The sequence below is a fragment of the Dactylosporangium sp. CA-139066 genome (assembly GCF_050936175.1).
GTDB lineage: Bacteria > Actinomycetota > Actinomycetes > Mycobacteriales > Micromonosporaceae > Dactylosporangium.
Map to the genome: position 1 here is coordinate 2501683 of NZ_JBNJNH010000001.1, position 17347 is coordinate 2519029.

Below are 17347 nucleotides of genomic sequence, written 5' to 3' on the forward strand. Positions count from 1 at the left end.
GCGTGCGCCGGCGACCTGCGGTCAGCGAGGCGTCGCCTCGCGCCGGACCTCTTGGGCGAGTTCGGCGCGGCGGCGCAGTTCCCGCAGCGGCAGGGGCTGGCTGACGCCGCCACGCCGTTCCCGCAGGATCGCCACGTCGCCGAGCTGGGCGCGCAACTGTTCCTCCTCGGCCTCCGCCGCGGCGAACCGGTCGGGCGCGATGTTGAGCAGGTGCCGCCATTGCCGCTGGCCGGCTCGGACACACGCGCCGAAACAGTTGTTGTGGCTGAACCCTTCGGCGTAGGCGCGGGGCGGTTCGATGCCTTCGGCGCGGGCCCAGTCGAGCATCTCGGCTTTGGTGAGGTGCGGCGGGTCGCACATCGGGAACCGGACGGTCCACGGCTTCCAGCCCCGTTCGATGGCTGGTGTGCGGTGCTGCTCGGCCCAGTCGATGCCGACGTAGAGGATCGTGCTGGCGGGGTCGGCGTTGGCGGTGAGCCAGGCACGGCACGGCTTCTGCTTCAGATGGTGTGAGCAGGGAGCGATCTTACTGTTGCCGATGAATCGCTGGTCGGTGAAGACCTGCCATGGGGTTCGGCCGTCGGTGACGACGATCGGTGTGACGCCGAGCTGGCCGGCGGCGTCGTCGACGAAGCGCCACAGGTCCGGATCCTCGGCCTTCGTGTTCGCCGCGAGCAGGACGAGCCGGTCGGTGCCGTGGGTAGCGGCGACGCGCATCGCGGTCGCCCAGGACCCGATGCCGCCGGAGAACTGGACCACGTGCAGCAGGTCAGTGGCGGCTTGGGGCGGTGCGGGTGGCTCCGGGTGGCTGGGGGTCAGGGCCATGGGAGTGGCTCCGGGGGTTCGTGGTGGCGGACCCAGCGGCGCATGCTGTCGGTGTCGAGCCAGTGCCAGCGGGTGCCGTCGATCCGTCGTTTCGGGCTGCGTACCGCGTAGCGGCTGATGCCCAGGGCGGTGGCGAACCGGGCGATGTAGTCGGCGTAGGTGGCCGGGGTGCCGAACTGCTTGTCGAGGGCTGCGAGCTGCAGTGCGATTCGGCGCAGGAACGCGGTCATGCTCTGGGCGCGGACCAGGTCCACGGTCTGTGGCCGGTACTCGTACCGCCAGCCCCAGCAGCCACCGTCTTCGGTCATGCCGTCGGTGTCGACCCGGGCCCGCACGGACAGGTCGGCGTAGCGGGCGTAGACGCCGTCGGGGCGGTCGAAGCTCGGGGTGAGCACGGCGCCCGGGTCGGGGTGGTACCCACAGTCGGCGGTTGCCGGGTCGTAGCGGTAGGCGACGTGGCCGGTGAGTTCAGCGATGCCGTGCTCGTCGCGGCGGTCGAGGATGAGGAGCAGGTCGGGTCGCGGGCGTGACGGTTTCATGCGCTGGTCCATTCAGGGGTGCGGACGTGGTACAGACGAGGGCCGCCTGGGACCGCGACGGTGGGCGCCAGGCCCGGGCGGGCGTGTCGTGCGAGGGTCGGGTCAGGTGCCGTCGATGCCGCAGGAGACGCAGACCAGGGCCTGTTCCGACGGCCGGTCCGGCGGTCCGATCCACACACCGGTGGTGCGGTCGTCGCGGCACACCTCGGGTGACGGGTAGCGCCAGGCACCGGCCACTACTCGGCGGCCAGGTGTGACGTACTCGCCTCCGTGGTGGGCAACTGACCCGCCGCGGTACTGGATCGCGTGTGGGCGCTGCGGCAAGAGCAGCGGTGAGAGCCGGCCGGCAGTACGTTCGGCGGGCGTCTGCAGCAGCTCGAACGGCACGGCCGGCGATGAGCGGAGCGGGACGACGGCTGAGGACGTCTCCGGGGCGTGCTCGGGGAACGTCTCCGCGGTGTGGCCGCTGTCCTGCCGGGAGTGGGCTGCGTGCAGTCCGGCGAGTCCGGCGATGATGCGGGCGATGTCGGAGGCGAGGGCTTCCTCGTCGACGATGACGCCGAGGGTGACCGGTCCATGGTCGTTGATGCAGTTGCAGACGATGGTGCGGCCGTGGCTGTCCATGGATCCGGCGGCATATTCGAGGTGCCGGGACGACTGGTCGAGCATCGAGGGGGTTCCTTTCGTTGCTGTGCCGGCGCCGCACGTCGCTCGTGCGGGCAGCGGGCGGCCGCTTCGATGGACGGCATCGGCGGTGCGGCGCGTTGGGGGCTTGTGCAGGCCGGGGCCGGCCGCGGTGGTCGCGGCCGGCCCCGGTGGTCGGTTGGCTAGTGGTGGAGCAGTTCCCGGTCGGTGACGACGTCGGGGTAGGCGTCGGCGGTGATCTGCTCGCCGTCGGCGGTGGTGACGAGGTCGGCGCGTCGGGTTCGCTTGGCCGGGCCGGGGTGCGCCTCGCCGAACCGCATGCTGAGGGAGACGTTGCGGGCCTCGACCTTCAGGCCGGCCAGCTCGTTGTCGTTGATGTAGCCCAGCAGCCGGCCGCCTTCGATGACGACGATCGTGCCGCGGGTGAGGTTGCGGACGTGTCCGGCGAGCTTGCCCCAGCACACGATGTCGAAGAACATCGGCTTCGCGTCGACCCACTTGCCGGTGTGGTCGCGGTACTGGTCCTGGTGCACGATCGTGAACGTGACGAACTCGCGGCCGGACTGGGTGGTGTTGGTCATGGCGGAGGTGGTGAGCCTGCCTTCGACGGTGAGGTTGAACTGCACGGTGCGCTCCATAGGGGTGAGTAGTTCGAGGGACTGACAGGCCCCGAGGCCGGCCGTGACCGGCCCCGGGGGCGGCTCGGCTAGAAGGCGGGCTCGAGCTCCTGCGCGAACTCGGCGTCCCACGCCTCGCCGGAGCCGGTCTTGGCCGTGTCGTCGTCGCGGGTGACGGTGGCGCCCTTGAACCGCATCGACAGGGCGACGTTCGCGGCGGTGACCTGCAGCAGGCCGCCGGGCTCCTGGGTCTCCTGGCGCGTGTAGGCCCAGATGTCCAGGTCGTCGCGGGCCTCGACGATGACCGTGTCGCCCTTGCGCAGTTCGGCGACGCGTTCGGCGAGACCCTCCCAGGCGGTGACGGTGATGAACATCGGGGCCCCGTCGACCCACTCGCCGTCCTTGGTGCGGCGGCGGCGGTTGTGCACGACCCGCAGCTCGGCGACGGCCTTGCCGGTGGCCTGGGTGAAGTGGAGCTTGGGGTCGGCGGCGAGGTTGCCCTCGAACATGAGGCTGAACAGCATGACGGTGCTCCTTCCGGTGGTCCGGGTGCGGCGCCTCGCTGGCCGGATCGAGCGAGTGATCCGGGTTGCCGGGGTGCCGCGCTGACGGGCCGGTCAGAGCCCGTCCTGGGCCGGGGGTGCAAGCCAACGGGGAAAAGATCTTGGCGTCGAGCGGAGCGAGACACGTTCGCCAAGATGTTTTGCCAGAGGGCTTAGCGCCTCTGGCCTGGGTGGGCTGACCTGGTTCCGTTCAGCAGTGGCGTCTCCGCCCACCATGGATCGCCCGACGAACCGGTGCACGCGTGCACGAGCCCGGGCACAGGCGAGGGCACGACAACAGCGTTCGGTGTCATCGTCGGCTCGTCGAGGCGACACCGGGGTTGGCCGCCCAGGACCGCAGCGGTAGCAGCCCGGCGGGGGACGTATCCATCTTCAGCGCCAACGAGCCGAGTCCGCGGCCGCTGTTCGGCGCCGCCCTCAGCGGGAGGGTTGCCCGTCCGGCTGGCTGGCGGTGGTGCGCGGTACGGCCAGGTCGTGCTCGTGCACCGCGGTCCGGACGATGGTGGCCTGTTGTCAGGCCATTCCCGGGCGTGAGGGGCTCGAACGGTACCCGCGGTCCGGCCACTGGCTTCGTCGGTGACATCGGGGCCCATTTGTCGGTGAGTGTTGGTCCCACCGTCCGCGGCCGACTCTTGCGTTCGTGAGTTCGGGGCCCACCGTCGAGGTCGCCGAGCGGACCGCACGGGCGGGCAACGCGGCCTGGGTCACCGGCGGCGTAGTCATGCTGATGGGGATCTTCTATACGGAACGTAAGGGCGGTCCAAGTGGCCGCGCACGATCAGCCATGTGCGCGCACCTGATCAAACGGTTCGGCGCTGTCCGAGCCACTGCCGGACCGTAGCGAAAACTGCATCGGTCAAGCCGAGGTATGGGTCGACGTGGTGCAGCAGCGCCGGGCATGGGTAGTGCGTGGCGACCCATCGCTGATCGGCGTCGGTGATCTCATCGTCAAGCCAGACGAACGGCCGTCCAGCGGCCCATTGCGTGATGGACACCGTCTTCCAGTGCAGACCTGGTGCTGGTTCCTCATCGGCGTCTGGCCAGGCCACGATGGGCAGCACCGGCAGGCCGAGCCGTGGCGAGATGACCTCATTCGCCTCCGCCATCCACGTAGTCGCCCAGACGAGCTCGCCGTTCAGGGCCAGCAGGCGCCGTCCGTCACCGAGGTCGAGCCGGTGCAACAGAGGATTGCCGGACTCCCCGTACGCGTGCGTCACGGCTCCGATGGGAGGGTGATCCGTGGTCGCCGAACGTTCTCGCAGCGGAATGAGGACACCATCTACGTCGATAAAGACTAACGATCGTCGCGCGATGCCAGGAAGCACTTCCGGACCGTACCTGATCCCGCCCCCGCCCGACTTGCCGCATTCCGCGCACGTGATCAAGCGGTCCTGAGGATCAACGATGTTCGACCGACGGCAGGCAGATCCGTGCATCTGACCTTGCCGCTGGTCCGGGTTGCTCAGGCCGGTTGCAGTAAGGAGCGCCGTGGTCTTCGCCGAACACAACGGCCGTTCGGACCCCGGGTCCTTCGGTACTGTCGTTGCCAGCGAGGGCGTGTCCGCCTTCCAGGCGCTGTTGCACCGCCGTTGGTTGCTACGGAGTCGCCTGTGGACCACGAAGCAGCGCTGCGATGTGCTCGATCTCCTGCGGGGTGACGTCGGCATCCAGCCGGCTGCGGACTCCGCCGAAGTCCCATTCGTACATCTTCTGCAAATCGTTCACGGTGACCCCTCTCGCCAGCATCGTCGAGCGGACCGGCCAGTAGTCCTGCAGCCGTTTGGCGAGCATGTCGCGGCCGTGGGCGATGGCGTGGGGGGTGACCGAGTCGTAGAGCCGGTCCGGGTCGTGGACTGCTTGACGGGCCCAGTTGTCGCCCCAGAACTCCAGGGTCCATCCGGGCCACAGCTCCGCCCAGCGCTGCCGCAGCCCGTGCAACGGCTCCACGCTCCACAGCCCGGCCCGCCGGGTGGCCGGGTCGAGATCCAGGCCGGCCGTAGGCGGGTTCGTAGCGGACTCGGGAAGCTCGGGTCCGGCGGCGACCCACTCGACCAGGTCGGGGCCCATCCGCCAACGCCGCCACGCCTTGTCGGGGTTCAGTCCGTACAGGCGCACCCGACCGTCGGCGCCTCGGATGGTGACAACGGCCGCGACCGGGTCATCCGGCCCGAACTCGTTGCGCTCGGTGGGCTCCGGCCCATCGTCGTCGTGCGCTGCGACCGGGTCGACCCCTACGTACGCCATCAGGTCGGCGACGCCATCGTAGGCCCACCGGATCTCCCAGCCCGGCCACGTCGCCGCGTACGCCTGCAGCATCGCCGCCCGATACCGCATCAAGTTGTAGGGACGGTTGAACAGCAGCAGCACCCGGCGGTCCACATCGATCAGCACACCGCCGTCGCTCATGACATCGCTGAACCACTGACCGTCCGCGCACTCGCCCAGGTTTGCCAGCCAACGCAGCACCACGTCCGGACCAGTCGCGAAGCTGTAGTCGATCGCCTCGCCCGAGCCGCCGCCCAGCGAATACACGGTGTACTCGCCGCTGCGGACGACGACGTAGTTGACCCTGCTACCCACCGGCGTACCGTAGCGTTCCCGTTAAGAGTTGGTGATTGGCCCGGCCGTGACGTCTTCGAGGCCTCGTCACCCCCAACCGCCCGGAATGCGGCCATGAGACTGCGTCGGTGCTCGAGCTGTTCACATAGCCCAGCGCCAATCCCGCTACGGGTGCAGACCTGCCTGCTTCCGTGCGCGCGACTCGCGGCCTGCGCAAGCCGTGCAGACGTGTCGGCGGACAGCGCCACAAAGCGTGACAATCTTCGATTGCTGTGGGCGCGCGACGTCTGCGGCATAGCGTAAACCGGTTCACGGCGACATGATCATCGCAGGCCAGCGCCGATCAGTAGTGCGCGACGATCTGGGCGACCGGGTGGCCGAGAAGGTCAGTCACTCGGGCGAGCTCGCCGGCGTCCAGCTCGCCCTGGGCTTGGGTGGGATTCATGGCGCTGATCTCGAACCGCGCGAAGCCCAACGGTTCGTCGTAGTGCAAGCCGTCCAGTTCGACGACGGCGTTGCAGCAGGGAACCCTTACGTCCAGGCGTTCAAAGCTCGCGCCACCGTTCTGCCTGACCAGGGCGCCCAGCCAGTCCATGGCGATGTTGCCGGCGCACCGCGGACAGGTGATTCGCGTGGTGTACATGCCCGCATCGATCAGCGTCACCCGCTCGTAGAACTGGTTCTCCACCCGCTCGACATCGTCGCCTGAACCTGACAGCAGTTCTGCCACATACGCCGCGGCGGCTGCGGCGGCCGCAGGCTCGGGCTGCCAGTCTCGATCGGTCGGTATTAAACGGATGTAGCTGTCACTCACAGCTCTCAGTCTTCCCTGTGCCGCGGACCGGGGCGCGCTCGGTACTCCTGCTCTGTACGGTCATAGGCATGTCCGAAGCTTGGCGATTTCGCCAGTCGTCACGGTCTGTAGCGAGCGCATCGCGGCAAATCCGACCGCGTACAGCGATGTAATCATCGCAAGCCGGCGCCCGGATGGCCTGCGTCACCGGTCACCGAGGCGTGGGCTTCAGTCACGCTCCCCCTGGGGTAGTGCCACGCCATACGCCCGTCCGTGGGTCCTTGACGAGTATCGGCTGCTGGAGCTTCCCTTGAAGCCACCGACCCAGCCACTCGGCGAGCGAGATACCTTCCGGGAAAAACGACCGGTCGGCCAGACCCGAGTTCGGATCGAAGCCCCACATCATGGCCGCAGGATCGGAACAATCGACGTACGAATAGATCGCGCATCCCCAGTACGCAACCGGGAAAAGGCCGGGTTGCTCTCGCGGGTCCATCCGATCGACTGCGGTCCTGCCCAAGTCGTCTGTACATCCTCCCGCCACGCCCAGCACGCCGGGACCGAAGCCACCGTTGGCGACCTCGAGGTACAGGCGGCGCAGCAACGACGGCAACGGATGGCCAAGCAACCGTTCGGCATCCTCAACGGCCTCGACAGCTGCAGGTTCGAGCGGCGGAAGGAGACCCACGGCTCCCACCGCCATGGCGGCGAGATGCGCGGCTGAGCCCCGCTCTTCCAGCCACCAGATGTCGTCGGCAGACGGGGTTAGCACCCAATTGCCCTCCGCATCGAGCTTTCCCGGACGAACGAAGACGTCATCGCAGTAGTCGAGGGCGGCCACGCGATCAGCAACCGCCTGAAAGATCTCCCCTTCGCGCATTGGCCAAGTATCTACGCCGCGGTTGTTCCGCAACTTGTGGCGGCCGACCGAGTGTCATCTTCGGCAGTCCAGCGCACGGACCGACCCACGGCGATGGCTGCGCGACGTGACGGAGCGTGTTGACCGGGCCCTCACGGTCGGCGGCATGTGCGCGCACCAAATCTGTTCCCCCTGCTGAACTCGTTCACCCCCGTGCGAGGGCGGCGTGGCCGCCCCCGCCACCGTCCGGAGAAGCTCCACGCGGACAAGGCATACGACCAGAAAGCGATCCGGGCGGAGGTCCACCGCCGTGGCGTCCGGGTCCGCATCGCCCGCAATGGGGTGGAATCCGCCGAGCGGCTGGGCGGGCGCCGGTGGATCGTCCGCCTGTCATGGTTCAGCAACAACCGCAGGCTCGTCCGCCGCTACGAACGCAAAGCCGAGCATTTCACAGAGGGCTTCGCCGACCTCGCAGCCATCCTCACCTGCCACCGGCGACTGATCAAACTCACCAACTGAGACACCCCCTTAATGCGGCGCTGGGCTGGCCTGGCTTGTGCCGGTGGACCCGATGGAGGGGGCACTGTGGCTGCGCCAGCATCGGAACACCGCCCCGGCGCGAGGCAGTGGGTGCCGCGCCGTATCGATCCACGGAGGAGACAAGGTTAAGCAGTCGGCGTTGGCACGATCGCGACGTCACCGCGGACTCGCGCCCGAAGGCGGTGTACGCCGTCGCGGAGTGCCTTCATGGCTTCTTGGGAGAAGTCTCCCTTCAAGCTGATGGACTCGATTTCTACACCGTAGACCTGACTGTTGCTCAGCAGCCGGCGACCATTGCTGATGACCAGAACGCCTTCGAGTCCTTCGTTTACGGCGAGTTCGGCCAGGCCTTCTGCGGGCGACTTGTCCCGCCCCTGCTGCAAGAGCGCCTCCAACTCGGCCGGCGACTTAGCCGCCGCCCGGCCTGTGAGCGTCATGATGGAGTCAGGGCGCTTGAAGTACAGCCCGATCCGCTCGTCGTTCTCGAAGATCAACCTTCCATCAAGGAGGTCAACCCCGTTGCTTCGTTGCCGGACTACCTTGGCATCGGGGAAAAGCGCGGGGAGAACCCCGAACACCTGCTGCTGGAAAACGTACGAGCTCGCTCTGACCACCTCCGGCGCGTACCGCGCGCCGGGGTCGGCGACCTGGTAGCCCTCAAGCATTGCTTGCGCCTCAGCTGGGCTTTCCTCGGCAACCGTTTTGCTGATTTGGGCGATCTCCCGCCGCTCTTCTTCGCGGAGCGCCATCTCGGCGCCGATGTCCTTGCCGCCGAGTTTGCCGATTTGGGTGCCTTGGATGCCGATGACGAGGAGCACGCCGGCCAGGAGGACGGCGACGGCGACGCCGCCCTCGTTGCTGGTCTTGAACATGGCGATGAACCCGACGGTGCCGACGACGACGGCAGCCGCGATGGCGCCGGTTCGTTCCCAGCGGTCCAGCTGCCGGTACCGCGGGCGCTCAGCTGGTGGTAATGAGGTGTCGGCGCGCTGCTCATCATTGGGCACGCCCGTCATCGTGGCATGCCCATGCACCACTGGCGCCGGGCTACCCGCTCCCGCCGCTCGGCTAGCCCGTGTTTCGTAACGGGTCGATGTTGCGGCGTGGCGGTGATCGATAAATGAAGAGGTCTCCGGTAGGTGGTTTAGCGACCAAGCAAAACCGAATACCAGACCGGAGACCTCGTGCCGAGCGTAGCGGCAGCGAGGCGTCATGACCTGACTGACGCGCAGTGGGCTTTGCTGGAGCCGTTGCTGCCTGCGCCGTGCGGTCGTGGGCGTCCGCGGAGATGGGCCAGCAGGGATGTGGTGGACGGGATCCGGTGGCGGGTCCGGACGGGGGTGCCGTGGCGGGATGTGCTGCCGGTGTATGCGCCGTGGCAGACGTTGTATCGGTGGTTTCGGCGGTGGCAGCGGGATGGGACCTGGGCTCGGGTCCTGGCGGCGTTGCAGGCCGTCGGCGACGCGGCCGGGAGTATCGAGTGGACGGTGAGTGTCGATTCCACGGTGAGTCGGGCGCACCAACATGCGGCGGGTGCCCGTCACGGCGGTCACCTGCAGCAGGAGCCGCCGGGTGGGGTGCAGGACGAGCCGGCGGATCACGGGCTCGGGCGTTCGCGGGGCGGGTTCACTACGAAGACGCACCTGGCCTGTGAACAGGGCCGTAAGACCCTCGCGGTGGTCATCACGGCTGGCCAGCGGGGTGACAGCCCGCAGTTCGTCCCGATTCTGGAACGGATCAAGGTGCGACGGGCCGGTGGTGGCCGGCCACGGACCCGCCCGGACCTGATCCTGGCGGACAAGGCGTACACGAGCAGACGCAACCGTGGATACGCCCGCCAGCGCGGCATCAGGGTGTGCATCCCGAGCAAGGCCGACCAGGATGCGCACCGCAAAGCCAAAGGGTCCAAAGGCGGGCGTCCGCCCGCCTTCGACCCAATCGTCTACCGGCTGCGTCACGCCGTCGAGTGCGGCATCAACCAGCTCAAACAGCATCGAGCCATGGCCACCCGCTACGACAAACTCGCCGTTCGCTTCGAAGCCACGGTCGTCATTGCAGCCATCACCCAATGGCTCCGCGCCTTACGAAACACGGGCTAGCACAGGGGGCCACGGGTTGCTTCGGAGGGGGTACGTGTGCGCAACGGTGACCCACCGGGACGGCAGCATGGACGACTACGCCGCGTACCTGCTGCCGATGTTGGTGGCTGAGTTGGATGCCTACGAAGATGATGAGCATCCCGACATCGCGGTGTCCCACGAGAGTGGATGGACGTTGTCCGCCTATCCGAGCGGTCTGCTCATCGGCCTGACCCGAACCTGAGACGCCCGGTTTTCGGCTACGGAAACGTGATCAAGCGCGGCGGACGGCATGTCCGAGTGTTTCACGCTGGCGACACCGTCTTGCGCCGTTGTCGCCCGCGGTACCCGGAGATGCGCACAGCGCCGCCCGGCAGTGCGCGATCAACGCCGCCGTACTGCTCCCGATGATGCTCCTCGGCTGCTGCAGCGTTGGAAGCTCTACCGCCGAGACGCCGTGCTGTGCCACACCAGTTTCGGAGCTCGCTGCCCTCTGAGCTGCGTGACTGATTCGATCGCGCCCCGCCGACCGGTCCGTCTAGGCCCGGACCTGAGCACGGGCCGGTCAGCGGTGAGCCCCGACCGTCGGTATTCTCATCGGCGACGCTGGCCTCCGCAGGGTATCCGTTCAGGGACGTTGGCTGCTCGGCTGGGCGGTGCTGATGGCACGTACGTCGACAGCCAGATACGTATCTGCCGTCGCAGCCTCCAGAAACCCGGCGGGCGGATCAGGCGTCAGAGGCACAGACCTGCCCAGCAGCTCTTCCCACCGCCGTCGTTGACCGGTGACAAATCCGATACCTGTGCGCTCAGCAGCGTATTGCCGCTGCGATCTCTCTCGCTGGAACAACAGTTCCCTGCGGCGATCCTGGACCGTCTCGATCTCATCAGGCTCGGCGTCCGGGCGCGGGCGCGGCTGTTCGGCGTCGACCTCCCGGGCCATGCTGAGTTGCAACTCCGCCAGATTGGCACAGGCGCTGTAGAGCCGCCGGGACAGACCGATGAGCAGATCGGTGCCGGGTACCGAGCCCGTGAGCATGTCGAACCGCTCGCTGCCTGGCCGCTGGCGATAACCGCCGTCGTCGCGCACGCGTGCGCGCTCCGCTTCGGTCGTGTGATCGGTTTCCAAAAGTTCGACAGTTCCTGCTCGGCCGCGGCGGCCTGACGAGGCGGCAGCTCCCGGTCCGATTGGAAGGATCTGCAGTGAATTCTGGGGCAACGCCTGCAACGCGAGGTAGAAGAGCATCCGGGATTGCGCGTGAGCGAGAAGTTGCTCACCGTCGTCCTCTGGAGTTGTCGACGCGGGTCCTCCGCGGTGTTCGTCGACATCGATCATCATGAAAAGCTGGTCTGTAAGGCTTGCACCACACAGCATCTTGACGTGTGGACCTGTCAGTAATGCCGGTCGACGCAACTGCGCGGCGCCTTTCTTCAGTGGCTCGCTGCCCAGCCGCCTGCCTCCCTTGGCTTCGATGAGCCACGGGATGCCTGTCGTAGGGTGATCACCGATCAGATCGGGAAGACCGAATTCAGGCGACCACCCCCACCCGGCATTTGAAGGTCTGCCGGCCTCCGCATGGGCGGTGGGTCCGAGGCCCATGAGGCCGCGGCACGCCCACTCAGCCATCGTCATGCCGATGCGGTAGCTGAAGGCCGCCTGGGCCGAGTCCTCCGTGCCGTCGGTGTACACCACGTTCGGTTCCACGATGTAGCCGGTGCCTCCGTTCGGAGACGGGAGCACGGTGCGGCCCAGGTACGCGGACAACGGCGACCGGCGAGCAACGATCTCCGACCACGCTAGCGCCGGTACCGCCGCTAGCCAGGCCGTCGGGTCGCGACCCACTGTTATCGCAGCGTCGATCACATCACGCCACGTCGTGGGCACCCGATACTCACCAGCTGGTGGGATCGATGCCGAAGCCGGCCAGGGGGTACACGCAGCAGCAACCCGCGTAGGCATCGGTCGACGCGCGGGTCTCAGCGGTGATGACCAACGCACGAAGACAGGAACATCGAAGGCGTCCGCGATCCCGATAGGAGTTCCCACAGCGCCAGACGGTGGAAGCATGCAGCGATCATGCCAGTCAATGAGCGCAGAGACCGTCTATGGCCCCTGATTCAATCGGCCCACTTGCGGGCAGACCGTCGCTACCTCGAGCGGGTCGTCGTCGATGCCGATGCCCTCGCGGATCTCCCTCTGGTCCAAGCCGCCGCCGGTCGGCCGCCGCTGGGCCGCCCATCGTCACCAGCCATTGCCGAACTTTCCTGCCTCCGGTCCACCGTCAAGCCCTTACGACGGCGCAAAGCATCAACGTTTATGGATTCGGCGGCATCGGATGGCGGCCCTGAAGCTAACCGTCGCGAGAGGTGCGTCGAATGCCGTCGCGTAGTGCCGTCAGACGCCGGACTAGCGGAGCAGGCCTTGCCTGGTACCGGTATCATCGCCGGTCGAGCTGGTCCGGATGAGGTCCGCGATCTCCGTCGACACCGCGCTGAGCTCGGTCAGGTCGACGCTCTCGTCGAAGCGGACAGCCTGGTTTCGCAGTAAAGCGTCAACCGCACGCGGCCCGTCAGCCACCAGGCGCTCGATGTCCTCATCGGCGGTGTATCGAGCGAACCGGCCCGGATAGTCGGGCCAGAACGAAGCGAACAGAGGATCCAGCACGTAGCCGGTGTGCAGCCGGTTCCATTTCGTCAACGCCCTGTGCAGCAGGGTCGGAACGCGCGGTCTACCGGTCAGGAAATTGGCGGACAGGACCGCCCAGCCATCACGGTAGAGACTCAGCCGCGCTATCGCGGCGTGGACGGACTGCGAGATCCGGTCCTCGACACTGGTTGTTTCGAGGATTTCACCAGCGGTCCTAGCGCCGGCGTACTCGTCGACGATTTGGATGAAGCGCATGTTCTGCAGAGCCATCTCCGCGCCGACGACAACTCCGCAGAGACGCGACGGGCTCCCGTCACGACGGATCACCGCCAGGCAGAGGGATGCGACAAGGTCGCAGATGCACTCTTCCAGCAGATCGAGATCATCCGAGACTTCAACGAGACGTCGATCGATGAGATCAATGTCCTCCTTGGTCGTCGCGGCGTCGATGCCGCCACGGAGCTCGGCGCTCTCGGCATTGCTGACGCGGATGCCAAACTTCCGCTCGACGGCCCAGGTGGTGTCCGCCATGCTCACCTCAGCCACCTGCCGCGCCTTCTCCAGATCGAGGGGTCTGCGACGGTCGGGAGCGATCACCATCTCTCGGTAGTCGTTAGCGATGTCACCGAAGCGATCGGGAAAGCGCCGGAAGAAGATGTGCACGAGTTCGTGGGCGATGATGAACTCGCGCTCCACGCGCACCAGTTCGGCGGCCGAGAAGGAGAAGGCCCAGTCGGGTACGGCGTTCGGCGCTGAGATGGGAGAAGAGTCGTGGCCGGTCGCGCCGGCGAGATGACCGCGCAGCACGCCCGCAGCCGTCACGACGGGTAGCGCAAGGATGTCACGGGCTGCCGCAGCGAAGTTTCCCTGTAGATACTGGCGCTGCGCCATCAGGTGGAGGAACGAGGACTCAGCTTCGGCGAGGGGTACCTTCTTCACCGCCAGCTCGGTCAGCCGTAGCAGCCAAGGGTCCAGGGACTCGTCGTAGACCAAGCAGTCGCCTGCGGCTTGGGAGAGAATCTGCGGCCGCGCGGCTCTTCCTCGGACGATGCGCATTTCCGGACGATCGTTCGGCCGCTCCTGCAGCACTGTGCACACCGTCTGCCATAGCAAATCCGCGAAGCCTTGCCATCGCTGCTGCCGGCCCACGCCGGGCGGCTCGCAGGCTCCGAAGAGCACCTCAATGAGATCGTCAATCCAAGGCATCCTCGACCCGCCTCGCGTCAGCAATCCGATTCAGCTCCGCGAGGACACGTTCCGTCTCCGCGGCGGTGTACCCCGTCAGTTCGACGCCGTCGACGACGATCCGGTAGTGCTTCCTGCTCGCCGCTCTCGCCCTGATCCACGTGACCAGTGCAGTCAGTGAGGACGGGCTCAGGATATAGAGGATTTGAAGCATCGTCTCGCCGTCGAAGGGCCGGGCTTCGACAATTTCAGCTGCCTCCGCGAGAGCCGAAAGATCATCGACGTCGGCCGGTGGAACTTGCACGAGGACCTTGTTCGTCATACCCGCATGGTCGCAGGAAGGCCTTCGACCCGCGAGCCGGACTTTTGTGAGCGCTTTCGGATGGGTCGCCGCAAATTACCCGTCTACCCCGCGGCGGCGCAGGTGGCGGGGGCTTCGCGCCAGGAGTGGGGTCAGTCCTACAGGGCAGTGGTTGACGGGGTGTAGTCCTGCTGCAGAAGGATTTCGGCGTTTGTAGCGGCCGAGTTCCAGCTTCGCCAGTCGGTGGGGCTCGCTTCGCGAACGGGGGGTTGCGAAAGGAGCGGTGCTGGTCGTTCACGCCTACATCTTCAATCATCTCCGACCTTGCCTGGCATCCGCTCATCGGCAGATCCGGTAGCCGCCCCTCACCGGCTCTGCTACTCAGCGTAGTCGCGCCGCTGCTCGCCAGGGATCAACGTCCGACCCGCCGTTCTGGTCGCGCCAGGTCCCAGCATGCTGCCGGGTGGGTCCAATTGGGTGGTGGCCGGATGCGCGGAGATCGGCCGGGTGGCAGTTGTGGCGGCTCAGGGGCGGGGAACGGTGGGTCCTTGCGGGCGTGGTTGCAGGACTGCGCCCACCGGATTGGCGGGCGCAGCCGTCCTACGGGTTTCAGTGGCGCCGTGCGGAACCTGATGGGCACCGATGGCGGTTTACCGCCGGGGGCGACGTAGTCCGGCCCGCCACCCGGATCGGATGGTGCGTCGGGCTTCGGCCGGGCTGAGGCCGACGTGGAGGGCGGCGTCGGTGAGCAGCGTCCAGACGGTGTGTTCGTCGAGGTCGCTGCGGGCGGCGAGCTGCCCGAGCCGGAACGCGGCCAGGTGCAGGGCGTTGTTGCGGCCGCCGGCGGCGACGCGTCGCCCGCCGTGGACGACGGGCCGGGGTGCGCCGCGGATGCGGGTGACCTCGCCGTGCAGCGCGGCCGCGGTGTACCGGTCGAGGTTGGTGATGCCGCCGCCGTCGGCGCGTGCGGCGATGGCCGGTGGTGCGGGTGGGAGGACGATGCGGCGCAGGGCCGGTGGGCAGTCGGGCAGGACTGGTGCGGTGGTCCATGGCTGTTGGAAGGTGTATCGGGTGCCGGTGGCGTGCAGGGATGGTGGTGCGACGGCGGAGCCGCCGCGGCCGCGCCAGTCGACGCCGGGCAGCATCCCGACCCGGCTGGGCAGCCCGGAGCTGGCGTACCAGATGTGCCAGCCGAGCCCGGTCCGCACGAGCGGCGCGGCGGGCCGCGCGACGTCGAGCAGGTTCAGGACGCGGTGCATGCCGTCGGTGGTGTCGACGTCGCACACGTCCAGGGCTGTGCCGGTGGCGACGCCGACGTTCGCGTCGGGCCACCGCCGCCACCAGGTCCGGATCAGGCTCGGGTTGGTGGTGGCGTCGCGTTGGCCGTGTTGGAGGCGTGGATGTTTGCCGGGCGATGCGCAGTCGGGGCCGTCGCGGCAGCTGCACCCGCGGGTCGGGTGCGGGGTGTGCAGGGGCATGACCGGGATCCCGGCGGTGGTGTAGTGCAGGGCCGCGGCGAGCAGGCCGGGTGCCGTGGTGGGTGGGGTGGCGGGCATCGGGACCTCCCTTCGGATCGGCATGGGTAGTGCTGGTCGTGTGCTGCGGGACGTGGCGCCTCACGATCGCCGCCTCGGTGTGCGGGCCGTGCCGGTGCTGCCGGCTGTGGTCGGTGGTGCGGGCATGGCGGTTCTTTCCGTCGCAGGGATGCGAAAAGGCCCGCACCGGGCCACCGGATGCGGGCTGCGAGCGAGGTCGAGGAGGGCGTGGTCAGGCGTGCCGCTGGTGCGGTTACCCTGTCGCTGCGGGCGGTGGGGGAGGGCAGCGGTGCGCGGTGTGCACGTGCAGCAGCCGCAGCAGGGTCATGCCGGGCTCGATGAGCACAGTGCACGCGCCGCAGGTGGTGCAGGTGAGCCAGTCGCCGTCATCGGTGGCGGTCACCCGTGTCTCCGGGTCGGCTGCGGGAAGGTGCTGCCGGTGCGGCGGTGCCGGTGTGGCCAGCAGACGCAGCGGTGACAGCTCTTGCAGCAGTTCGGCGGCCGACTGGGCGTCGGCGAGTTCCTCGGTGGCTTCTGCGAGCCGCCGTGCGGTGGGCAGGATGGCGCCCTGCGCGAGGCGACTGAGCCGCAGGTCGGCACTTGCGCGGGCCGCGGCAAGGGCGAGCGCGTCGACGTCGAGCGCTTGATACTGGGCGACGAGTGCGTCCAAGACGCTGTGCAGGTACCGGGTGGACTCGGCGGGCAATGCGCGTCGCCATGACATATCGCGCCGCGGTGCGGAGCTGCGGATCAAGTACCGCGGCCGGCCGGTCGAAGCGTGCAGGGGTGCGTATCCCCAGCCGTCGGCGGTGACGCCGTCCACGACCGGCAGGTCGGGCGGGACGGCAGCGGTCGTCCGCGGTTCGGCGCCGAACTGGACGCTCAGGCGGCTCGGCAGTGGTTCGGTGTCCGGGACGTCCGGCCGGATGAGCACAGCACCGTGCAGCCGGGCACCGGTGAGCTGGTAGACGACCGTGCCGGCGGCGCGGATGGTGGTGTGGACGGTGACCGGTTCGCCGTCGGGCGCCGGGCCGATGAGGGTCGTGGTCACGGATACGCCTCCGGGGCGGTGATGGCCGTCGCCGGGCCGACCCGCGCCGGCGTACCCCCGGGGAAGTGCACCGGGGGCGGCAGGCGAGGACGGCCCGGCGCCAGGGGTCAATGGGCGGGCGGGAAGAGGCCGATGGTGGTGTCGCACAGCGGATCGGTACCGGTGACGGCACCGAAGCACTCCCGGACGATGTGACGCGCTCCTTGCCAGTCGCGGTCCCAGGAGCCGTCGCTGCCGATGCGGAAGCTGCCGGGCAGCAGCTGGTGGCAGCGCAGCAGGACCGCGGTCACGGCGAGGTCGTACGGGCGGCGGTCGGTCTTGCAGAAGCGCCACACCGGCCGGTCGGGCCCGGGACTGTCGAGGTGGAAGGAGTCGTAGTCCTCGGGGACGGCGCCGTTGAACGCGATCCCGTCGACCGGGTCGATGATCGGCAGTGCGTATCCTTGCGGGCCGGCGAGGTCGATCGCGTCGCCTTGCAGTGTGTCGAGCAGGTGGGTGACGTCGGTGAGGATTTGCGGCCAGGCGGTGGCGTAGTCGGCGCTGCCGGGCTGGTAGCGCCAGGAGTGGGTGTATCCCATGAACGGCTGTAGGAATTCGGTGGATCGTGTAG

19 protein-coding genes are annotated in these 17347 nt (G+C 68.0%); 3 read left to right on the forward strand and 16 right to left on the reverse strand.

The annotated features are described in order from the left end of the window. Window positions 1-21: 21 nt before the first annotated feature. The 9 genes from ACQEVU_RS11465 to ACQEVU_RS11505 form a co-directional block, all read right to left on the reverse strand. Window positions 22-825, reverse strand: coding sequence for a hypothetical protein (locus ACQEVU_RS11465; protein WP_433322706.1), 804 nt, complete (start codon window positions 823-825; stop codon window positions 22-24). After that, window positions 816-1364, reverse strand: a complete 549-nt coding sequence (locus ACQEVU_RS11470) for a hypothetical protein (RefSeq protein WP_433322707.1) — start codon at window positions 1362-1364, stop codon at window positions 816-818. Before ACQEVU_RS11470 ends, ACQEVU_RS11465 begins: the two co-directional genes overlap by 10 nt. A 102-nt stretch (window positions 1365-1466) precedes the next feature. Beyond that, window positions 1467-2033: a hypothetical protein gene (locus ACQEVU_RS11475; protein ID WP_433322708.1), complete on the reverse strand. Its 567-nt coding sequence runs from the start codon at window positions 2031-2033 to the stop codon at window positions 1467-1469. 158 nt (window positions 2034-2191) lie between these two features. Continuing rightward, window positions 2192-2647, reverse strand: coding sequence for a single-stranded DNA-binding protein (locus ACQEVU_RS11480; protein WP_433322709.1), 456 nt, complete (start codon window positions 2645-2647; stop codon window positions 2192-2194). Window positions 2648-2715: 68 nt separating this feature from the next. Then, complete coding sequence (locus ACQEVU_RS11485; protein ID WP_433322710.1) at window positions 2716-3150, reverse strand: single-stranded DNA-binding protein; 435 nt, start codon at window positions 3148-3150, stop codon at window positions 2716-2718. Window positions 3151-3989: 839 nt separating this feature from the next. Continuing rightward, complete coding sequence (locus tag ACQEVU_RS11490; protein WP_433334900.1) at window positions 3990-4502, reverse strand: HAD domain-containing protein; 513 nt, start codon at window positions 4500-4502, stop codon at window positions 3990-3992. A 283-nt stretch (window positions 4503-4785) separates the two neighbouring features. After that, entirely contained in the window at window positions 4786-5769 is a 984-nt protein-coding gene (locus tag ACQEVU_RS11495) for a hypothetical protein (RefSeq protein ID WP_433322711.1), read from the reverse strand. Between the two features lie 322 nt (window positions 5770-6091). Next, window positions 6092-6562 (reverse strand): hypothetical protein, encoded by a 471-nt coding sequence (locus ACQEVU_RS11500; RefSeq protein WP_433322712.1) that lies wholly within the window; start codon window positions 6560-6562, stop codon window positions 6092-6094. A 211-nt stretch (window positions 6563-6773) separates the two neighbouring features. Next, a complete protein-coding gene (locus tag ACQEVU_RS11505) occupies window positions 6774-7421 on the reverse strand; it encodes a hypothetical protein (RefSeq protein WP_433322713.1) in 648 nt (215 codons plus the stop codon). Between the two features lie 147 nt (window positions 7422-7568). Between ACQEVU_RS11505 and ACQEVU_RS11510 the strand changes: the two genes are divergently transcribed. Further along, window positions 7569-7919, forward strand: a complete 351-nt coding sequence (locus tag ACQEVU_RS11510) for a hypothetical protein (RefSeq protein ID WP_433322714.1) — start codon at window positions 7569-7571, stop codon at window positions 7917-7919. A gap of 146 nt (window positions 7920-8065) precedes the next feature. Here the strand turns inward: ACQEVU_RS11510 and ACQEVU_RS11515 are convergent, their stop codons facing one another. Beyond that, entirely contained in the window at window positions 8066-8947 is an 882-nt protein-coding gene (locus tag ACQEVU_RS11515; RefSeq protein WP_433322715.1) for a hypothetical protein, read from the reverse strand. A gap of 177 nt (window positions 8948-9124) precedes the next feature. Between ACQEVU_RS11515 and ACQEVU_RS11520 the strand changes: the two genes are divergently transcribed. Beyond that, window positions 9125-10039, forward strand: a complete 915-nt coding sequence (locus ACQEVU_RS11520; protein ID WP_433322716.1) for an IS5 family transposase — start codon at window positions 9125-9127, stop codon at window positions 10037-10039. Window positions 10040-10106: 67 nt separating this feature from the next. Further along, on the forward strand, window positions 10107-10262 hold the full coding sequence (locus ACQEVU_RS11525; RefSeq protein WP_433322718.1) for a hypothetical protein: 156 nt from the start codon (window positions 10107-10109) through the stop codon (window positions 10260-10262). Between the two features lie 384 nt (window positions 10263-10646). Here ACQEVU_RS11525 and ACQEVU_RS11530 read toward each other — a convergent pair whose 3' ends face one another. The 6 genes from ACQEVU_RS11530 to ACQEVU_RS11555 form a co-directional block, all read right to left on the reverse strand. Beyond that, entirely contained in the window at window positions 10647-11711 is a 1065-nt protein-coding gene (locus ACQEVU_RS11530) for a hypothetical protein (protein WP_433322719.1), read from the reverse strand. Window positions 11712-12425: 714 nt separating this feature from the next. Further along, entirely contained in the window at window positions 12426-13871 is a 1446-nt protein-coding gene (locus tag ACQEVU_RS11535; protein WP_433322720.1) for a hypothetical protein, read from the reverse strand. Continuing rightward, window positions 13858-14172, reverse strand: coding sequence for a hypothetical protein (locus ACQEVU_RS11540; protein ID WP_433322721.1), 315 nt, complete (start codon window positions 14170-14172; stop codon window positions 13858-13860). The genes ACQEVU_RS11535 and ACQEVU_RS11540 overlap by 14 nt, the downstream gene beginning before the upstream one ends. A 629-nt stretch (window positions 14173-14801) precedes the next feature. Continuing rightward, on the reverse strand, window positions 14802-15707 hold the full coding sequence (locus ACQEVU_RS11545) for a bifunctional DNA primase/polymerase (RefSeq protein ID WP_433322722.1): 906 nt from the start codon (window positions 15705-15707) through the stop codon (window positions 14802-14804). 232 nt (window positions 15708-15939) lie between these two features. Further along, on the reverse strand, window positions 15940-16737 hold the full coding sequence (locus tag ACQEVU_RS11550; protein WP_433322723.1) for a hypothetical protein: 798 nt from the start codon (window positions 16735-16737) through the stop codon (window positions 15940-15942). 107 nt (window positions 16738-16844) lie between these two features. Next, window positions 16845-17315 (reverse strand): hypothetical protein, encoded by a 471-nt coding sequence (locus ACQEVU_RS11555; protein WP_433322724.1) that lies wholly within the window; start codon window positions 17313-17315, stop codon window positions 16845-16847. Window positions 17316-17347: the final 32 nt, after the last annotated feature.